This window comes from Collinsella sp. AM20-15AC (assembly GCF_003471405.1).
Lineage (GTDB): Bacteria > Actinomycetota > Coriobacteriia > Coriobacteriales > Coriobacteriaceae > Collinsella.
On sequence record NZ_QRJA01000013.1, the window covers coordinates 1 to 17509 of the forward strand.

Sequence of the window (17509 nt, forward strand, 5' to 3'; positions counted from 1 at the left end):
CGGGCCGAGGCCGCCGGGGAGGCCGCGGCCGCCTCGACCGCGCCGCCGCCGGCGCTCGTCGAGGCCGAGAACAGGCAGGTCAGGTTCCTTGCCGCCCGGATATCGGAGGCCCTCGACGAGGCCGGGGCCCTCGAGGCCGAGACGGCGGGGCTGCTCGAGGGCGACGAGACCTACGCGTGCCTGCTCACCGTGCCCGGCATCGGGCCGAGGACGGCGGCGCAGCTCGCGGTATCGGTCGACATCGCGAGGTTCCCGGACCACGACCACCTGGCCTCGTACTGCGGCATAGCCCCGAGGGTGAGGAGCTCCGGCACGTCGGTGAGGTCGGTCAGGGCGTCCAGGCGGGGCGACGCGAGGCTCAAGTCTCTTCTGATCTTCTCGTGCAACAGCCTGGTGAGGTCGTCGGGGCGCTACGGCGAGTACTACCGGGCCTGCAGGGCGCGGGGCATGGGGCACGGGCGGGCGCTCAAGGCCGTCGCGAGGAAGCGGCTCAGGGCGATATACGCCGTGATGCGCGACCGGGTGCCCTACCGGGAGTAGCCCCGACGGTTGACAAAACTATAGGAACACCCAATGACTACCCAACGACTAGTCCGGACCAAGGCAACGCCGATGTTTTGGCAACGACAGCGAAAACCCGCCAGAGCGAGCAAGGTGCCTTGAAACGAGGCGGCATTGATCTTTTGATCATGCCGCCGAAGTTGAAAGGCAGATTGCCGCTCTGGCGGGTTTGCAGCGTCAACTGGTTACGCGGGCTGGTAAAACCGCGTAACTTAGTAGTTGGCTTCGTAGCCGTTGCCGTCACCGGTGGGCTCTTCGTAGTAGTCCGAATCGCTCGAATCGCTTGAGTCATCAGAATCGTCAGAGCTGACCGATGAGGTTGCGGTACCGTTTGCGTAGTCGTCAGACGTGTTGTTGCTGAGGTCACCGATCGTAGAGCTGGAACCGTCGGAAAGACCCATGGTGTTGGGACCCTTGGGATCCTTGCCGGCATCGACGCGCTCCATCATCTCCTTAAGCTCGTCCTCGTAGACAAAGACATAGCTCTGGCCGTCGATCATGGTGGTTTCATCTGCGTAGGAAGGCAGATTCGCCGAATAGATGCCATCGACATCCATGCCGCGCATAGCGTTGACCGTGGAAACGATATCCTGAACGCTCATATCGGTTACGAGCATATCGGACAGCGAATTAACCAGGCCAAAGATCTTCGTGGCATCGAAGTTATTGAGAATCTGGTTGGCAAGGGCGCCAAGCACCTGACGCTGGTGGCGCATGCGCGTGTAATCGCCGTCGGCATAGGTGTAGCGGCAGCGGGCATAGGTAAGGGCGGTGGCACCGTCCATATGCTGCTGGCCAGCGGTAATCTTAATATCCAGGTGCTCGGGGTCGTCAACATCATCGGTTGCGTTAATGTCGATACCGCCAACCGAATCAATCAGCGCCTGCATACCGTCGAAGCTGACCTCGGCATAGTGGGAAATCTGAACACCGCACAGCTCGTTGACCGCCTCGACCATGGCCTCGGCGCCGCCAACGGTATGGCAGGCGTTGATCTTCATGGTCTCGCCCTTGTACTCGACCTTGGTGTCGCGCGGAACGGAAATGAGCGTCGCCTGCTTTTGCGTGGGGTCGATGCGTGCCAGGATAATCGAGTCGGCACGATACGTATCCTCGCCCGGACGGCCGTCGGTGCCAAGAAGCAGCACGTAGAACGGATCCTTTGCCTCATCGGTGTCAACCAGAACCCGACGCAGATTGTCAGTAATGACATTAGAATCGCCGAGCTTGCCCATAATGGTGGCAAACCACAGGCCGGCAGCGGTAGTGGCACTCAGCAGCACGCCAAGCACGACAATGAGCGCGACGTGACGAATCGTGTGGCTACGGCGGCGTTGACGAGCGCGCTCGGAATAGCGAGCCACGTTATCGCGACTGTAGATCTTGGCCTGCGCGCCAGTTGAGGGTCTTCGGGTGGTGGTATCCGCGAGGGGCTTTTTATTAAACATAGGCAACCTGTATTAGTAGATGACGGGATCGGGGACGGTAGCATGCTCGACATGCGCGCCGAGCGCCTGCAGCTTTTCGACAAACTGCTCGTAGCCGCGCTTGATGTGATGGATAGCCGAAACCTCGGTCGTCCCGTCGGCGATCAAGCCCGCTACGACGAGGGCCGCTCCGCCGCGCAAATCGGGCGAGGTAACCTGTGCACCCGAGAAGCCCTTGACGCCATGAATCATGGCATGATGGCTCTCGATACGAATGTCGGCACCCATGCGCACCAGCTCAGAGGCAAACATAAAGCGATTCTCGAAGATGTTCTCGGTAATAACGGAACTGCCGTCGGCAAGGGCGGAGAGCACCATAATCTGCGCCTGCATGTCGGTCGGGAAACCGGGGAACGGAAGCGTCTGGATGTCGACCGGCTTGATACGCTCGGCACGGTTCACATGGACGCCATCCTCGACGCGCTCGCAGTCGATACCCATGAGCTCCATCTTCTTGAGCACCATGCCCAAATGAATGGGGCAAAAGCCCGTGACATCGACACCGCGATCGTCCGCCATCAACGCACCGGCGACGATAAAGGTACCGGCCTCGATGCGGTCGCCCACCACGCGATGGATAACGGGATGGAGCTCTTCCACGCCTTCGATAGTCACGACGGGCGTACCGGCGCCAACAATCTTGGCGCCCATCTCGTTGAGCATGTTGGCGAGATCGACGATCTCGGGCTCGCGGGCGGCATTGTCGATAACCGTGGTGCCCTGTGCGCGCACAGAGGCCATGATGAGATTCTCGGTCGCACCGACGCTGGCGAACTCGAGCGTGACGGTGGTACCGCGCAGACCTTGGGGCGCATTAGCGTTGATGTAACCGTGGGCGGTATCGAACTCAACGCCCAGGGCCTCAAGACCAAGAATGTGCATATCGATCTTACGAGCACCCAGGTTGCAGCCGCCCGGCATGGCAATTTTGGCGCGATGGAAGCGGCCCAGCAGGGGCCCCATGACGGCGGTGGAAGCGCGCATCTTGGCAACGAGCTCGTAGGGGGCCTCCCATGAATCGACCTGAGAGGTATCAATCTCGAGCGTGTGCTCGTCGAGAACATCGATCGTAGCGCCCATGCCCTTGAGCACCTTGCCCATCACGTGGACATCGGAAATATCGGGCACGTTCTGCAGCGTCGTCTTGCCCGGCGCCAGAAGCGTTGCCGCCATGAGTTTGAGCGCGGAGTTCTTGGCGCCCGAGACGGGCACGGAGCCTCCGATGGCGTGGCCACCCTCAACGCGGATAATATCCAAGGTCTACCCTTTCAAAAAGCATGCCCGGGGTGGCTGGGCCATCCCGGGCATGATGTGTTCGCAAATGGTCGAACGCTAAATCGTTTGACTATTGGGCAAGCTTGAGCTTACACCATGCGATTTCATTATAGAGGTAGGCGCGGCGTGCATCATCCTCCGACAAATTACCCAGCTTCTCTTCAAAACCTTGAATATCAGCTTTAAGCTTGTCGGCATCGACGGTCGCCAAATCGCAAGCGCGCTCGGCGAGAACGGTCACGACATCGTCCGCAACCTGGGCATAGCCGCCGGCCACGGCAAACGTGTGGTCGACAGTGCCCATGGCCTTATCGGAAACGCGAACGTAACCGCGGTCGATCGTGCAGATCTCGCTGGAGTGAGCAGGCAGGACGCCAAACTCGCCATCCGTGGACGGAATCGACACAAACGCAGCGTCGCCCTCATAGGCGCAGCTCACGGGGCACACGATGCGGATACGCATAACCTACTTCTCCCCCATCTTGCGGGCGCGCTCGCGCACGTCTTCAATCGTGGAAGCATAGCGGAAAGCCTGCTCGGGCAGGTCATCGGCCTTGCCGTCGACAATCTCGGCGAAAGAGCGGACGGTATCCTCGACGCGGACGTAGACACCGGGGTTGCCGGTGAACTTCTCGGCGACGTGGAAGGACTGCGAGAGGAACTGCTGAATCTTACGGGCACGGTTGACCGTAAGGCGCTGCTCCTCGGACAGCTCGTCCATACCCAGAATGGCGATGATGTCCTGAAGGTCGGAGTACTCCTGCAGGAGCTCCTGGACCTTGACGGCGACACGGTAGTGCTCCTCGCCGACGATCGAGGGATCGAGAGCGTCGGAGGAAGATGCGAGCGGGTCGATAGCCGGGAACAGGCCAAGCGACGAAATGCTACGCGAAAGAACCGTGGTGGCGTCGAGGTGCGTAAACGTCGTGGCAGGCGCCGGGTCGGTCAGGTCGTCTGCGGGGACGTAGACAGCCTGGACGGAGGTAATGGAGCCCGTCTTGGTCGAGGTAATGCGCTCCTGGAGGTCGCCCATCTCGGTTGCCAGCGTGGGCTGGTAACCAACGGCGGACGGCATACGGCCCAGCAGTGCGGAAACCTCGGAACCTGCCTGGGAGAAGCGGAAGATGTTGTCGATGAACAGCAGAACGTCCTGGCCGCGATCGCGGAAGTACTCAGCGGTGGTAAGGCCGGCCAGACCGATGCGCAGACGCGCTCCGGGCGGCTCGTTCATCTGACCATAGACCAAGCAGGTCTTGTCGATAACGCCAGACTCGCTCATCTCGAGGAACAGGTCGGTGCCCTCGCGGGTACGCTCGCCGACGCCGGTGAACACCGAGGTGCCGCCGTGCTCCTGGGCGAGGTTGTTGATGAGCTCCTGAATCAGAACGGTCTTGCCGACGCCGGCGCCGCCGAACAGGCCGGTCTTGCCGCCACGGATGTAGGGCTCGAGCAGGTCGACGGCCTTGATGCCGGTCTCGAAGATCTCGGTCTTGGTGGTGAGCTCGTCAAAGCGGGGCGCTGCATGGTGGATGGGGTAGAACTCCTCCACCTCGGGCATGGGCTTGCCGTCGACGGGCTTGCCCATGACGTTCCAAATGCGACCGAGCGTCTTGGGACCAACGGGCATCTTCATGGGCTCACCGGTATCGGTGGCGATGAGGCCGCGCTGCAGGCCGTCGGTCGAGGACATGGCGACCGTGCGGACGACGCCGCCCGGAAGCTGGCTCTCGACCTCGAGGATCGTGCTCAGGTGACCGATCGGGGTCTCGGCCTCGACCGTGAGCGCGTTGTAGATCGGGGGCACCGCACCGTCAAACTTGACGTCGACGACAGGGCCGATGATACGCACGATGCGACCATCACCGGCAGTCGTCTTCTTGGTGGCTTCCTCGACCGCAAGCTTTACGGTGTTATTAGCCATTACTGTTCCTCCAATGCTGAGGCTCCGCCGACGATCTCGTTAATCTCGGTCGTGATCGAAGCCTGACGCACGCGACTATACGTGCGGGTAAGGGTCGAGATGATCGCGGTGGCGTTTTCCGTCGCGGAGTGCATGGCCTTGCGGCGTGCACCCTGCTCGGCAGCCGCCGAATCGATCAGGGCCTGGTAGATGACCGTCAGGATATAAGACGGCACAAGCTTGCCGAGAACATGCTCAGGAGAGGGCACGAACTCGAACGTGGACGAGATGCGCTTAGGGGCGTCGGTCTCGTTCTTACGCGGACCGTGGGCCATAGCGATCATCTCGGGGTCGAGCGGCAACAGATGCTCGACGCGAAGCTCCTGATCCACGCGGTTCTTGGCGTGGTGGTAGACAAGCTCGACACGGTCAAGCTCACCGGCACGATACGCATCGCAGATATGAGAGGAAATCATGCGGGCCTGATTGAAATCGGGCTCAGAGGAGTTGCCCTCAAAGTGCATGACAACGTTTGCGCGGTCACGGAAATACGTGGCCGGCTTACGCCCGCACGCGATGATCTCGCACTCGATGCCGTCGTTCGCCCAAGAAGCGGCGAGCTTTTCGGCCGTGCGCTCCACCGTCGTATTGAAACCGCCGGCAAGGCCGCGGTCCGAGGCAATAACGACAATCAGGCCATGCTTGACGCTCTCATGCTTCTGCAGCATGGGATCGGTGCCCGAACAGGAGGCGTCGCCGGCGACCGTCAACATGACGTCGGTCAGCGCCTCCTTATAGGGCTCGGCCTGCTTGGAGCGATCGAGGGCACGACGGATCTTGGCCGTAGAGACCATCTCCATCGTGCGCGTGATCTGCTTGGTCGTGGTAACCGAGGAGATTCGCTTCTTAATGTCGCGAAGGTTGGCCATGGGGCTTAGTTCTCCTCTGATCCAGAAACATCCGAATGGTGCTTGGCCATGAACTGCTGCTTGAAGTCGCCGATGACGCGCAAGAGCTCAGCCTTGGTGTCATCATCGATCTTCTTGGCGCGAACCTTGTCGAGCAGCGAGCCAAAGCCATTGTCCATGTACTCGATGAGCTCGGCACGGAAGGGCAGCACGTCGGCGATCTCCAGGTCATCCAGGAAGCCCTCGTTGCCAGCGAACAGCGTAACGATCTGCTCGCCAACCTCAAACGGCTTGTAACGCGGCTGCTTCAGGAGCTCGGTCATGCGAGCACCATGGGTCAGCTGCTTCTGAGTAGCCTCGTCGAGGTCGGAGCCGAACTGCGTAAAGCCAGCGAGCTCCTGGTACGAAGCGAGGTCCAGACGGAGGTTGCCGGCGACCTGCTTCATGGCCTTGGTCTGCGCATCGCCACCGACGCGGGACACGGAGATGCCCACGTCGACTGCCGGGCGCTGACCCTGGAAGAAGAGCTCGGACTGCAGGTAGATCTGACCATCGGTAATGGAAATGACGTTGGTCGGAATGTAGGCCGAGACGTCGCCGTCCTGGGTCTCGATGATCGGCAGTGCCGTCATGGAGCCGTAACCGTTCTTCTTGGACATCTTGACGGCACGCTCGAGCAGACGAGAGTGCAGGTAGAAGATGTCGCCAGGATAGGCCTCGCGTCCGGGCGGACGATGCAGCGTCAGCGACATCTGACGGTAGGCCACAGCCTGCTTGGACAGGTCGTCGTAGATGACGAGCACGTGGCCGCCGGGGTTGGTCTCGCTGGCGGGCTTGCCGTCCTCGCCGTTGTACATGAAGAACTCGCCGATAGCGGCACCGGCCATAGGCGCGATGTACTGCATAGGGGCGGAATCGGCAGCGGTGGCCGAAACGATGATGGTGTAGTCGAGCGCACCGTGCTGAGCGAGGGTCTCGCGGATGTTGGCAACCGTGGAGGCCTTCTGGCCGATGGCGACATAGATGCAGACCATGCCCTTGCCGCGCTGGTTGAGAATAGCGTCGATGGCGATGGCGGTCTTACCGGTCTTACGGTCGCCGATGATGAGCTCACGCTGACCGCGGCCAATAGGCACCATGGAGTCGATAGCGAGCAGACCGGTCTGAACCGGCTCGCACACCGGGGTACGGTCGATGACGCCGGGGGCCTTGAACTCGATGGGGCGACGGTGCGTAGCGACGATGTCGCCTAGGCCGTCGATGGGCTGGCCGAGCGGATTGACGACGCGGCCGAGCATGGCGCGGCTCACGGGGATATCCATAATGCGGCCAGTGGTGCGGCACTCGTCGCCTTCCTTGATGGAGTCGACGGCACCGAACAGAACGGCGCCGACCTCGTCACGGTCAAGGTTCTGGGCAAGGCCGAAGACGGTCTCACCGGTATCGGAGCTCTTGAACTCCAGAAGCTCGCCTGCCATGGCGCTCTTGAGGCCGGAGACGCGCGCGATGCCGTCGCCTACCTCGTCGACCGTTGAAACCTCATGCGTATCGACCGTCGCGGAGAGGCTCGTGAGCTGCTCCTGCAGTTTCTTGGCGATATCCTGGGCATTGAGGGTTTCGGACATTAGGCTTCACCTCCGTACGAATTAGCAGAGTTTGCGAGGGTCTCCTGCGCGATGCGCAGCTGCGTCTTGACGGAAATGTCACGACGCTCGCCGCGGGCCTCGAGCACCAGGCCGCCCACGATAGACGGGTCAACCTGCTCGATAAGGAATACCTTGCGACCGAAGTCCTGCTCGCATTTCTTAGTGATGGTTTGACGCAGCTCGTCGTCGAGCGGGATCGCCGTGGTGACGGTCACGCCCACTACATCCTCGTCTTCCTCGGCAACATACTTAAAGGCAGCTGCCACCTTGGGAAGAAGGTCGAGCTGGTCGCGCTTGGACATGGTGTCGAGCACGGCGATGATCTCGGGGCTGGCAGAAGCCAAGCGCTCGATCATCTCGAGGTCCTCGAACACATGGTTCTCGGCCTTAGCGGCTTCCAGAAGGGAGCGCGCGTAGGTCTCGAGCACCTTGTCCTGATAGCGGCTAGTCGGCATTCAGGCTACCTGCTTCCTGGATGTAGCGCTCGATGAGCTTCTTCTGCTCGGCATCGTCCTCGAGTGCCTCGCCCACGATCTTGGTGGCGACGGCAACGGACAGGTCGGCGATGGAGCTCGCGGCACCGGCGTAAATGGACTTGCGCTCGTCCTCGACGGTCGTATGGGCCTTGGCGATGATCTCCTCGGCCTCCTTGTGAGCAGCCTCGATGATACGGGCGCGCTCGGACTCGGCGTCCTTACGGGCCTCGAGAACGATGTCGGCAGCCTGACGACGGGCGTCGGTGACGATCGAGTCGGACTCAGCGCGCTTGGCGATAGCCTCCTGCTTGGTCTTCTCGGCCTCGTCGAGGCTCTCCTCGATCTTCTTGCCGCGCTCCTCCATGGTTTTCATGATGCCCGGCAGGGCGACCTTGGCCAGCACGATCCAGATAATCAGGAAGGCGATAAGCGCCGGGATGAACTCCGCCATCTTAGGGATGAGGATGTCCGCGCCGGCAGCGCCGTCCTCGGCGAACGCGGAAACCGGCATGAGCAGCGCGGCCGCGGACGCGGAGAGTGCGATCGCGCTCTTCTGGGATGAAAGATTCATACTTGACGCTCCGTGCTATTTAACGATCAGCGCGACAACGAAGCCGATCAGAGCCAGAGCCTCGCCGAAGGCGGAGCCCATGATGAAGACGGTGAACACGCGGCCCTGGACCTCAGGCTGACGGGCCATAGCACCCGTAGCACCCAGAGCAGACAGGCCGATAGCAAGACCAGCGCCGATAACACCGAGACCGTAACCGATAACTCCCACGATTCCTCCTTTGTCGTGCGTGTCTTATTTCACGCAGGATAACCTTTTTATAACTGCCGGGCTCCATGGGTACGGGCACCGGCGGTTTAACGAATTGCCTTACCTTTAAGGCGCGAACGGAAGACTACTCCTCCTCCGCGACCTCCTCCGCCTCGGAGACATACACGGCGGTAAGGACCGTGAAGACGTAAGCCTGGATAGCGCCGACCACAAGCTCGATCGCATAGATCAGGATGAGGATGGCAAGCCAGGCCAGCGAAGGCAGGGCGCCGACGGCGTGCGCCGCGGAAACCTGCTGAAGCAGCGGCTGCATGAACATGCTCGCCATGATGGCGAACGAGCCCATGACCACGTGTCCTGCGAACATGTTGCAGAACAGACGGACGGCGAGCGTGATGAGGCGCAGGAAGGTCGAGAAAAGCTCGACGACCCACACGAGCACGTTCATCGGGAAGCTCACGCCCTGCGGGGCGAGGCTCTTGATGTAGCCGATCACGCCGTGAGCCTTGCATCCGTAGTAGATGAAGTACACGAAGGCGAAAATGGCGAGTGCGGCGGTGGAGCCGATTGCACCGGTGCCGGGCTTCATTCCCGGGATCAGGCCGATCATGTTATTGATCAGGATGAACAGGAAAAGCGAGCACAGGAACGGGAAGTGCTTCTTCCAGTTCTCACCCACGACGCCCTTGCCGATATCGTTCTCGACGTACTCGATGATGTACTCGAAACCGTTGACGAAGAAGCCCTTGGGAACCAGGGTCTGCTTCTTCTTGAACACGGCCAGGACGATCAGGAGCACGATCGTGGAGACGATCAGCCAAAACGAGTACTGCGTGATGCCGCAGCTCAGATCGCCCACGACAGGGGTGGAGCTGAACTCGCTGACCAGATGATTAATCTCATCAGGCAGCTTTTCAAAAATTTCCACGACTTACCTTTCGACCTCATGAGGATCTCGCAGCGCCTTGGCGACGCGAACCGTGCAGGCGGCCATAAAGGCCACGAAGCCGATCGCCTCGCCCAGGAGGAACATGCGAAATGCCTCTCCGAACAACACAAACACAACCAAGGTAAAGACGAGCAGGGCGATTGCCGAGACCGCCAGACTCACCATACCCTTGAGCATGTCCGCATTCTGTCTATCGTCAAGAACCGGCTTGAGCGTAAAGACAAAGGGAAGGAAGGCAATTGCGCCCGCGATGGCGCCTGCAACGATAGCGAGCAGATCGGCTATCTGAAACACTGGCGTCCTCACTTTCCTTTTTAACGCTTCATAGAACAGTTCCCGCCAAACATTGGTGACTATTGTACGAGCCAATCGCTAAAGTACAACCGAAAAAGCATCGGTTAATACGCACCTGTTCGTTTTCTTAAGACCTTCTTTATGCCGCAGGTACGGTAATACGTTTTTCTCGAACCCTGCAGGGCAAAACGTCCGTTAACAGGAGTGCGCGCGGTCGCCTTTTGTTCGTCCGCGCGCACCGTTTCTTCGTATTTGCAGCCGCGGCCGTTTAGCCCGACGACTAGAGCGTGCCGTAGATGCGGTCGCCGGCGTCGCCGAGGCCGGGAACGATGTAGGCAGCCTCGTTGAGATGGTCGTCGATGGCGCAGGTATAGATATGCACATCTGGGTCCTTCTCGGTCAGCGACTTGAGGCCCTCGGGGGCCGCGACGATGCACAGCATGCGGATGTCCTTGACACCGCGCCCGCGCAGGTAGCTGATGGCCATCTCGGCCGAACCGCCCGTGGCGAGCATGGGGTCGACGACCAGGCAGATGCGCTGGTCGATATCCTTGGGCATCTTGCAGTAATACTCGTGCGGCTCGTGGGTGACCTCGTCGCGCTCCATGCCGATGTGGCCCACGCGAGCGGAGGGCACCAAGTCGAGAATGCCGTCGACCATGCCAAGGCCCGCGCGCAGGATGGGCACGATGGCGAGTTTCTTGCCGGCGAGCCGTTTGAACGTGGCGGTAGTGATGGGGGTTTCGACCTCGACGTCTTCCATAGGCAGGTCGCGCATGGCCTCGTAGCCGTCAAAAAGCGCGAGCTCGCGCACGAGCTGGCGGAACTGGTTGGTGCCGGTGTTTTTGTCGCGCAGGATCGACAGCTTGTGCTGGACGAGCGGGTGATCGACAAGCGTCACGCGGGACGCATCGTAGGTGACGGTCATGGGTTGATTGCCCCTTTCGTTGCGGCCGCAAAACGGCCTTGCTGACAAGGCGCGCAGCAATGTTGCCGCCGCACGCCATGCATTAGTTTAGCGGTTTGTTGTATCGAGCAGCCCATCGCAGCCCTACCGTGAGGAGCTGAGCGAGCGCCTGACTGCATCACGCCAGCCCGCAAGGTTTTGCTCGCGGCGCTCGGCGGACATGTGGGGAAGGAAGGTCCTAACGATCTGGGCATTTTGCTCCAGCTCTTCCAGGTCTTCCCAATAGCCGACGGCAAGACCCGCCAAGTACGCGGCACCGATTGCCGTGGTCTCCACCGTCTCGCATTGCAGCACGGGGATATCCAGCAGGTCGGCCTGGAATTGCATGATGAACTCGTTGCGCGAGGCACCGCCATCGACAGACAGGCGCTCGATCGAAAGCCCCACGTCCTGCTCCATGGCGCGCAGCACGTCGTAGCTCTGATATGCCATGGATTCGCAGGCGGCACGTACGATGGTCGCACGGCTCGAGGCGCCGGTCAGACCGCACACGATACCGCGGGCATGCGGGTCCCACCAGGGAGCGCCCAGACCCGCAAAGGCGGGAACGAAATAGCAGCCCTCGTTGTCGCTAATCGAAGCGGCGAGTTGTGCCGACTCGCTCACGCTCGAGATGATGCACATGTTGTTGCGAAGCCAGTTCATGGTGGAACCGGCAGCAAAGATGGAGCCCTCGAGCGCATAGCTGATCTTCCCGTTCGCAGCGATACCGATGGTGGAGACCAGGCCATTCTTGGATTCGACGATCTCGTCGCCGGTGTTCATGAGCATAAAGCAGCCCGTGCCATAGGTGTTTTTGGTCTGGCCGGGATAGAAGCAGCAGTGACCGAACAGCGATGCCTGCTGGTCGCCCGCCACACCCATGATGGGCGGCATGTTGGTCATGATGTCGCTCGCGACGCGGCCGTAGTCGCCCGAGCTCCAGCGAACCTCGGGCATCATGGAACGTGGAACGTCAAAAAGCGCCAGCAGGTCGTCGTCCCAATCGAGCGTATGGATATTAAAGAGTGCCGTGCGGCTGGCATTGGTGTAGTCGGTGGCAAAGACCTGGCCGCCGGTGAGGTTGTAGATGAGCCAGGTGTCGATGGTGCCAAACATGAGGTCGCCCGCCGCCGCGCTCTCGCGTGCGCCGTCGACGTTGTCGAGAATCCACTGCACCTTGGAGGCCGAGAAATACGGGTCAAGCGTAAGTCCCGTGCGGGAGCGCACCAGCCCTTCTGCGCCCTGCTCGACAAGCTCGTCGATCAGAGGTGCGGTACGGCGGCACTGCCATACGATGGCGTTATAGATGGGCTGGCCGCTCACACGGTCCCAGACCACCGTGGTCTCGCGCTGGTTGGAGATGCCGATGGCGGCAATGCGGTCGGAGTGGATACCGCTCTTAAACTGGACTTCCATCATGACCGCGATCTGGCTGGCAAGGACCGCCATGGGGTCTTGCTCTACCCAACCGGGACGCGGAAAACTCGTTTTGACGCTGCGACGTGCCTGCGCGACGATGCAGCCGTACTCGTCGACGATGGTCGCAAGTACCGAGGTGGTGCCGCAGTCGAGCGCCATGATGTAGGAACCGCCAAAGTCAAACGAGGCATCTTCCATGCCCAGGCTGCCCAGATTCAACGACATCACTTAAACCTTTCTATTGCATCGGGTCGGACAGGACCCGTTCGATCTCTGATGCGGGAAGTGCGCCTTGGCGCAGGATCTGGAGCTCGCCGTGCTGAAACGACACGATGGTCGAGGCGTCGCGACACGGGGTCTCACCGGCGTCGACGGCAACATCGACCCCCTCCAGGATGCGACCCTCCACCGTGATAAAACTTGCCGGCGCGGGCGCGCCATGCGTGTTGGCGCTGGTGCAGGCAAGGGGGCTGCCACAGGCGCGAATGAGCGCCTGCACCACGGGCGAGGCCGAAGCGCGAAGTGCCACCGTGTCGTCGGCAGCGCGCATAAAGGTCGGCACGCAGGGAGCTGCCTTGACCACGATAGTCAGGGCTCCCGGCCAGCATCGTCGCGCGAGTATGCGGGCATCTTCCGGGATATCCACGCCATAGCGGTCGAGTGCTTCGACGCCATCGACCAGCCAAGCGACGGTTTGCGTGAGTTCACGTTGCTTGAGAGTGAAGATACGGCGATAGCCGGTGCCGAGCGCAGGAACTGCGGCGCCATTGACGGCAGCCTGCGGATCGCGCGGCCACGATGGGAATTCGCTTGTATCTTGGGGCACGGCGTCCGAGAAGGCGTTGACTGCCACGGCGACACCGTAGACGGTCTCGGTCGGGATCAAAGCCAGGCCGCCGCGGCCGAGCACCTCGGCCGTGCGCTCGACGGCAAGCCGATGCGGCTCACGCGTTCCCTCGTATACCCGATAGACCGTCTGCATGTGTATGCCAGCCCCTTACGCTCTGGTGCAAGTTTGTTTACTGTGGGGCATTCTCGCACGAAACGTTCAACCTATTTGCCCAGAGCGCATGTTGGTTTGGTGAGCGGCTCTAGTAGTCGGTGAAAGTGAGGGGGTTATTGGACTGCGACGAACTTCTTTGGCCTGCCGGCGTGACGTTCTTGGGCGGCGTAACGCTCGATGCTGTCTATCGTTATCATCCGACGGCCGTCGACGAGTTCAACATCGAGCTTTCCGGCTTTGACCAGCGCGGTAATCCGCGGAGCGGAGACTTTGAGGTCCAGCGCTGCGTCTTTAAATGTTCGGCACGCCGCTTCCCGAGCGTCCTCGTGGTCGATTTCGACTGAAAGGGCCACGACCTCGGCCGAGCGTTCGTACCCTGCCGGAGTCAAACCGTTGTTGAGGTCGTCGGCCAAAAACGCCATCAGTGCCTCGGTGGCATGGGCAATCGCTTCTTCGCGCGTATCGCCATCGGCAAAGGCGCCGGGAATCTGCGGGAAGCTAGCGCAGTAACCATCGTCTTCTTTTATGAGAACGCAGTCATAGGTAAATCGCTGCCTCATTTTGCCTCCAACTACCATCCAGCTTGGCGACGAATACTTGCCCACGTGCCCTTCTTTGGTCGATCACCACCAGAGCCGTTCACGGTGACAACGCGGTCACCAGAAACATACTTAGCATGACTACCGACTTGCGCGACCTTCACGAATCCATCGTGCTTGAGTAGGGCAATGATTTCCCGAAAGGTAGGAGGTTGCATGGGCCGACCTCTTTCAGCCGTCCTAATTATAAACTACTTTATAATTTTTGCTAACCAGTTAATAAATATTACTGGCGTTGCTTGGGCTCGGTGACGATGGCTCGGACAATGCGGGGGCGATCGGTGAGGTCGTGGACGATACGCACGTCCGAAAGGCCTGCTTGACGACAGAGCTCGGCCGCGGCGTCGAGCGCGCCCTCGTAGAGCTCGCAGGCAAACAGGCCGCCGGCACGCAGCATGTAGGGCGCCGCGTTGAGCAGGCGGCGGAAGATATCGAGACCGTCGGCACCGCCCTCGAGCGCCAGATCGGGCTCAAAGTCCTTGACCTCATGCGGCAGCGAGCGCATGACGTCGGTCGGGATGTAAGGTGGGTTGGAGACGAGCACATCAAAGGTGCCCCACTCTTCGCGGGGAATGGAACTCACCAGGTTTGTGAGGCTGAAGGCGACCTCGTCGGACGTGAGGCCAAGCGCATCACGGTTTTTGGTGGCCAGATCGATGGCGCGCGGCTCGATATCGGTAGCAGTGCAGGTAACGTGGCCGCGGCGCTCCCAGGCAAGGGAGAGCGAAATGCAGCCCGTGCCGCAGCCGACCTCGAGAACGCGGGCAGTGCGGGGCTCGGCTGGGGCAGATACGTTGGCCTCGGCGGCATCTTGCGCGGGAGTCGACTGTTGGTCGTTGTCCTCAATGGCGATGCCGTATTCGTCGAGCTCGGGCTCGGGGGTTTCCATGGCCTCTGCTTCTGCCGCTTCGGCTTCTGCCGCCTGCGCGGCGGCTTCCTCGGCCTCGCGATCGGCCAGTTCCTCGGCATAAGCGCGACTGCCCAGCACATCGCCGCCTAGCGCCGCCTCGTCGGCAGCTGTGAGGTTGGCGGCACGGCGCTCGGCCGTCGCTCGCTCGTCGGCCAATGCGGCCTCGGCTTTGCGTGCCTGCTCGACCTCATCGTTCCAAGGCAGCTCAACACGCTGACGGGCAGCGGCCTCGGGGCTCAGTACCTCGGCATCCAGATAATTGAGGACTTCCTCGACGAGCATCTCGGTCTCGGGGCGCGGAATGAGCACACCGGGGGCGCACGCGACGTCGATCATGCGAAACTGCGTGCTGCCCGTGATGTATTGCAGCGGCTCGCCCTTAGCGCGGCGGACAACGGCCGCATGCATGGTCTCGAGCTGGGCCGCGTTAAGCGTCTCGTCCATACGCATATATAGGTCAATGCGCGCCAGGCCCGTGGCGGCGCACAGCAGCCACTCGGCAGAAAGACGGGGGTGCTCCTCGCCGCGCTCGGCCAGGTACTCCTTGGTCCACTCGAGACAACGCTTGATGGTCCAAATCTCGTTTGCCATGGGGCCCTCCCCTCTTAAGCGCCGGACGGCGCGCGAATGTCGGAGCAGATTGTAAGCGAGGCCAGCGCTTGGCAAGGGGCGATTGAAGGCGATTATCGAGAATCAGCCCAGATTTTTGCTTGGAGCCCACCTGAAGTGTTCATTCGTCGACGTCTAAATCTGCATCCGTCAAGCTTTTGGCAAGGTTGCCCCAAAACTGACCAATATCTAACCAAGAACTTGCCAAATCACTTGACGCGCGACCCATCAAAAATCGCCCCGCGACTTCTTGGACGATTTTTTGAGCATTATTTTCGGTAGCGGATAGATATCGTTAATTGCTTTTAGCAGGCAAGCAGCTCAAAGGCCATCAGAACCGATTGAATAACATCTCAAAGCAATGTGCCCAATGACTCCCTACGGATCATTTGACAACCAAGGAAACGCCGATGTTTTGGCAATGCCAGCGAGCGACGTCCAGAGCGAACAAGTTGGCATGAAAAAGGCAAGGCATAGACCTTCTGGTCATGCCTTGCCTTTTGAATGACAAATTGTCGCTCTGGGCGGCGCGCAGCGTCGGCCGGTCCGCCGTTCGGTAGAACGGCGGAACCTAAACGGCCTGTGCCAGCTTCTCGGCACGCTCGGCGGCGGCGAGCGCCTCGATGACGGTGCCGAGCTGGTCGCCCAGGAGGACGCCATTGTAGGTGGAGTTGAAACCGATGCGGTGATCGGTCACGCGGTCCTGGGGCTGGTTGTAGGTACGGATCTTCTCGGAACGGTTGCCGTGGCCGATCTGGCTCTGGCGCTCGGCACCAAGCTCTGCCTGCTGCTTCTCGAGTTCCATCTCGTACAGACGGGCGCGCAGCATCTGCATGCAGACCTCGCGATTCTGAATCTGGGAGCGCTGCTCCTGCGACTGCACCACGGTATTGGTGGGCAGGTGGGTGATGCGCACGGCGGAGTAGGTGGTGTTAACGCACTGACCGCCAGGGCCCGAAGCGCAGTAAGTGTCGATGCGCAGGTCAGACTGGTTGATCTGGACGTCGATCTCCTCGGCCTCGGGAAGCACGGCGACGGTTGCCGTGGAGGTCTGGATACGGCCCTGGGACTCGGTCTTGGGAACGCGCTGGACACGGTGTACGCCGGACTCGAACTTCATGACGGAGTAGACGCGGTCGCCCTCGACCTTGAACTCGATGGACTTAAAGCCGCCGGCCTCGCTGGGGCTGGAATCGAGCACGGTGGTCTTCCAGCCACGCGACTCGCAAAAGCGCTGATACATCTTGTACAGGTCGCCGGCGAAGATGGCCGCCTCGTCGCCACCGGCGGCGGAGCGAATCTCGACGATGGTGTTCTTGTCGTCGTTGGGGTCGCTCGGGATGAGCATGTACTTAATGTCTTCCTCGAGCTGGGGAAGCTTGGCCTCGTTTTCGGAGATGTCCATCTGGAGCATCTCCTTCTCATCGGCATCGGTAGTATCGTGGAGCATTTCCTTGGCGGCCTCGATGTCATCGAGCGCGCTGATGTACTCACGCGAGGCGGCGATGAGGTCGGACTGGTGCGCGTACTCCTTGTTGAGACGCGTGAACTCCTTGATGTCGGAGGCGACGGCCGGGTCGGAGAGCTTCTTCTCGAGCTCTTCGTAGGCCTTGATAATCTTTTCGAGCTTGTCGCGCATGGCGAGACTCCTTTATATGCGTGAAGGTGAAAATCGGCAGAGTTGATGGGGCACGCGGCGCCACTGCGGGGGTAAGCCCGGCTAGAACATGTCGATCTTCAGAT

Annotated in this window: 19 protein-coding genes; 1 reads left to right on the plus strand and 18 read right to left on the minus strand. The window is 60.8% G+C overall.

Features of this window, described 5'->3' with window-relative positions; genetic code table 11:
- Window positions 1–540 (plus strand): transposase (locus tag DW233_RS05585; RefSeq protein ID WP_147357136.1); only part of this gene is annotated, 540 nt, incomplete at its 5' end.
- A gap of 233 nt (window positions 541–773) precedes the next feature.
- Here the strand turns inward: DW233_RS05585 and DW233_RS05590 are convergent.
- The 18 genes from DW233_RS05590 to prfA form a co-directional block, all read right to left on the minus strand.
- Entirely contained in the window at window positions 774–2009 is a 1236-nt protein-coding gene (locus tag DW233_RS05590; protein WP_118267162.1) for an LCP family protein, read from the minus strand.
- A 12-nt stretch (window positions 2010–2021) separates the two neighbouring features.
- Window positions 2022–3305 carry a UDP-N-acetylglucosamine 1-carboxyvinyltransferase gene (murA, locus tag DW233_RS05595; RefSeq protein WP_089573101.1) on the minus strand — a complete coding sequence of 428 codons (1284 nt, stop codon included), beginning with the start codon at window positions 3303–3305 and terminating at the stop codon, window positions 2022–2024.
- 88 nt (window positions 3306–3393) lie between these two features.
- On the minus strand, window positions 3394–3786 hold the full coding sequence (gene atpC, locus DW233_RS05600) for an ATP synthase F1 subunit epsilon (RefSeq protein ID WP_006235718.1): 393 nt from the start codon (window positions 3784–3786) through the stop codon (window positions 3394–3396).
- Between the two features lie 3 nt (window positions 3787–3789).
- Window positions 3790–5244: a F0F1 ATP synthase subunit beta gene (gene atpD, locus DW233_RS05605; protein ID WP_006235717.1), complete on the minus strand. Its 1455-nt coding sequence runs from the start codon at window positions 5242–5244 to the stop codon at window positions 3790–3792.
- Window positions 5244–6152 (minus strand): ATP synthase F1 subunit gamma, encoded by a 909-nt coding sequence (gene atpG / locus DW233_RS05610; RefSeq protein ID WP_006235716.1) that lies wholly within the window; start codon window positions 6150–6152, stop codon window positions 5244–5246. Before atpG ends, atpD begins: the two co-directional genes overlap by 1 nt.
- 5 nt (window positions 6153–6157) lie before the next feature.
- Complete coding sequence (gene atpA, locus DW233_RS05615) at window positions 6158–7756, minus strand: F0F1 ATP synthase subunit alpha (protein WP_035138794.1); 1599 nt, start codon at window positions 7754–7756, stop codon at window positions 6158–6160.
- On the minus strand, window positions 7756–8232 hold the full coding sequence (locus tag DW233_RS05620) for a FoF1 ATP synthase subunit delta (protein ID WP_006235713.1): 477 nt from the start codon (window positions 8230–8232) through the stop codon (window positions 7756–7758). Before DW233_RS05620 ends, atpA begins: the two co-directional genes overlap by 1 nt.
- Window positions 8222–8824: a F0F1 ATP synthase subunit B gene (gene atpF, locus DW233_RS05625; RefSeq protein ID WP_006235712.1), complete on the minus strand. Its 603-nt coding sequence runs from the start codon at window positions 8822–8824 to the stop codon at window positions 8222–8224. Before atpF ends, DW233_RS05620 begins: the two co-directional genes overlap by 11 nt.
- A 15-nt stretch (window positions 8825–8839) precedes the next feature.
- The gene (locus DW233_RS05630) at window positions 8840–9034 is read right to left on the minus strand and encodes an ATP synthase subunit C (RefSeq protein ID WP_022094262.1); all 195 of its coding nucleotides are present in this window, start codon (window positions 9032–9034) and stop codon (window positions 8840–8842) included.
- A gap of 124 nt (window positions 9035–9158) precedes the next feature.
- Entirely contained in the window at window positions 9159–9962 is an 804-nt protein-coding gene (gene atpB, locus DW233_RS05635; RefSeq protein WP_022094263.1) for a F0F1 ATP synthase subunit A, read from the minus strand.
- Window positions 9963–9965: 3 nt separating this feature from the next.
- Window positions 9966–10277 carry a hypothetical protein gene (locus DW233_RS05640; protein ID WP_117637669.1) on the minus strand — a complete coding sequence of 104 codons (312 nt, stop codon included), beginning with the start codon at window positions 10275–10277 and terminating at the stop codon, window positions 9966–9968.
- A 280-nt stretch (window positions 10278–10557) separates the two neighbouring features.
- Window positions 10558–11205 carry a uracil phosphoribosyltransferase gene (gene upp, locus DW233_RS05645; protein WP_118267164.1) on the minus strand — a complete coding sequence of 216 codons (648 nt, stop codon included), beginning with the start codon at window positions 11203–11205 and terminating at the stop codon, window positions 10558–10560.
- Window positions 11206–11328: 123 nt separating this feature from the next.
- Window positions 11329–12870 (minus strand): glycerol kinase GlpK, encoded by a 1542-nt coding sequence (gene glpK / locus DW233_RS05650; protein ID WP_118267166.1) that lies wholly within the window; start codon window positions 12868–12870, stop codon window positions 11329–11331.
- A 13-nt stretch (window positions 12871–12883) separates the two neighbouring features.
- Window positions 12884–13627 carry an L-threonylcarbamoyladenylate synthase gene (locus DW233_RS05655; protein ID WP_089573104.1) on the minus strand — a complete coding sequence of 248 codons (744 nt, stop codon included), beginning with the start codon at window positions 13625–13627 and terminating at the stop codon, window positions 12884–12886.
- A 134-nt stretch (window positions 13628–13761) separates the two neighbouring features.
- On the minus strand, window positions 13762–14253 hold the full coding sequence (locus DW233_RS05660; protein ID WP_128620077.1) for a type II toxin-antitoxin system HicB family antitoxin: 492 nt from the start codon (window positions 14251–14253) through the stop codon (window positions 13762–13764).
- The gene (locus tag DW233_RS10600; RefSeq protein ID WP_089573106.1) at window positions 14220–14405 is read right to left on the minus strand and encodes a type II toxin-antitoxin system HicA family toxin; all 186 of its coding nucleotides are present in this window, start codon (window positions 14403–14405) and stop codon (window positions 14220–14222) included. Before DW233_RS10600 ends, DW233_RS05660 begins: the two co-directional genes overlap by 34 nt.
- Window positions 14406–14473: 68 nt before the next feature.
- Complete coding sequence (locus DW233_RS05670) at window positions 14474–15748, minus strand: HemK/PrmC family methyltransferase (RefSeq protein ID WP_118267168.1); 1275 nt, start codon at window positions 15746–15748, stop codon at window positions 14474–14476.
- A gap of 589 nt (window positions 15749–16337) precedes the next feature.
- Entirely contained in the window at window positions 16338–17405 is a 1068-nt protein-coding gene (prfA, locus tag DW233_RS05675; protein ID WP_118267169.1) for a peptide chain release factor 1, read from the minus strand.
- Window positions 17406–17509: the final 104 nt, after the last annotated feature.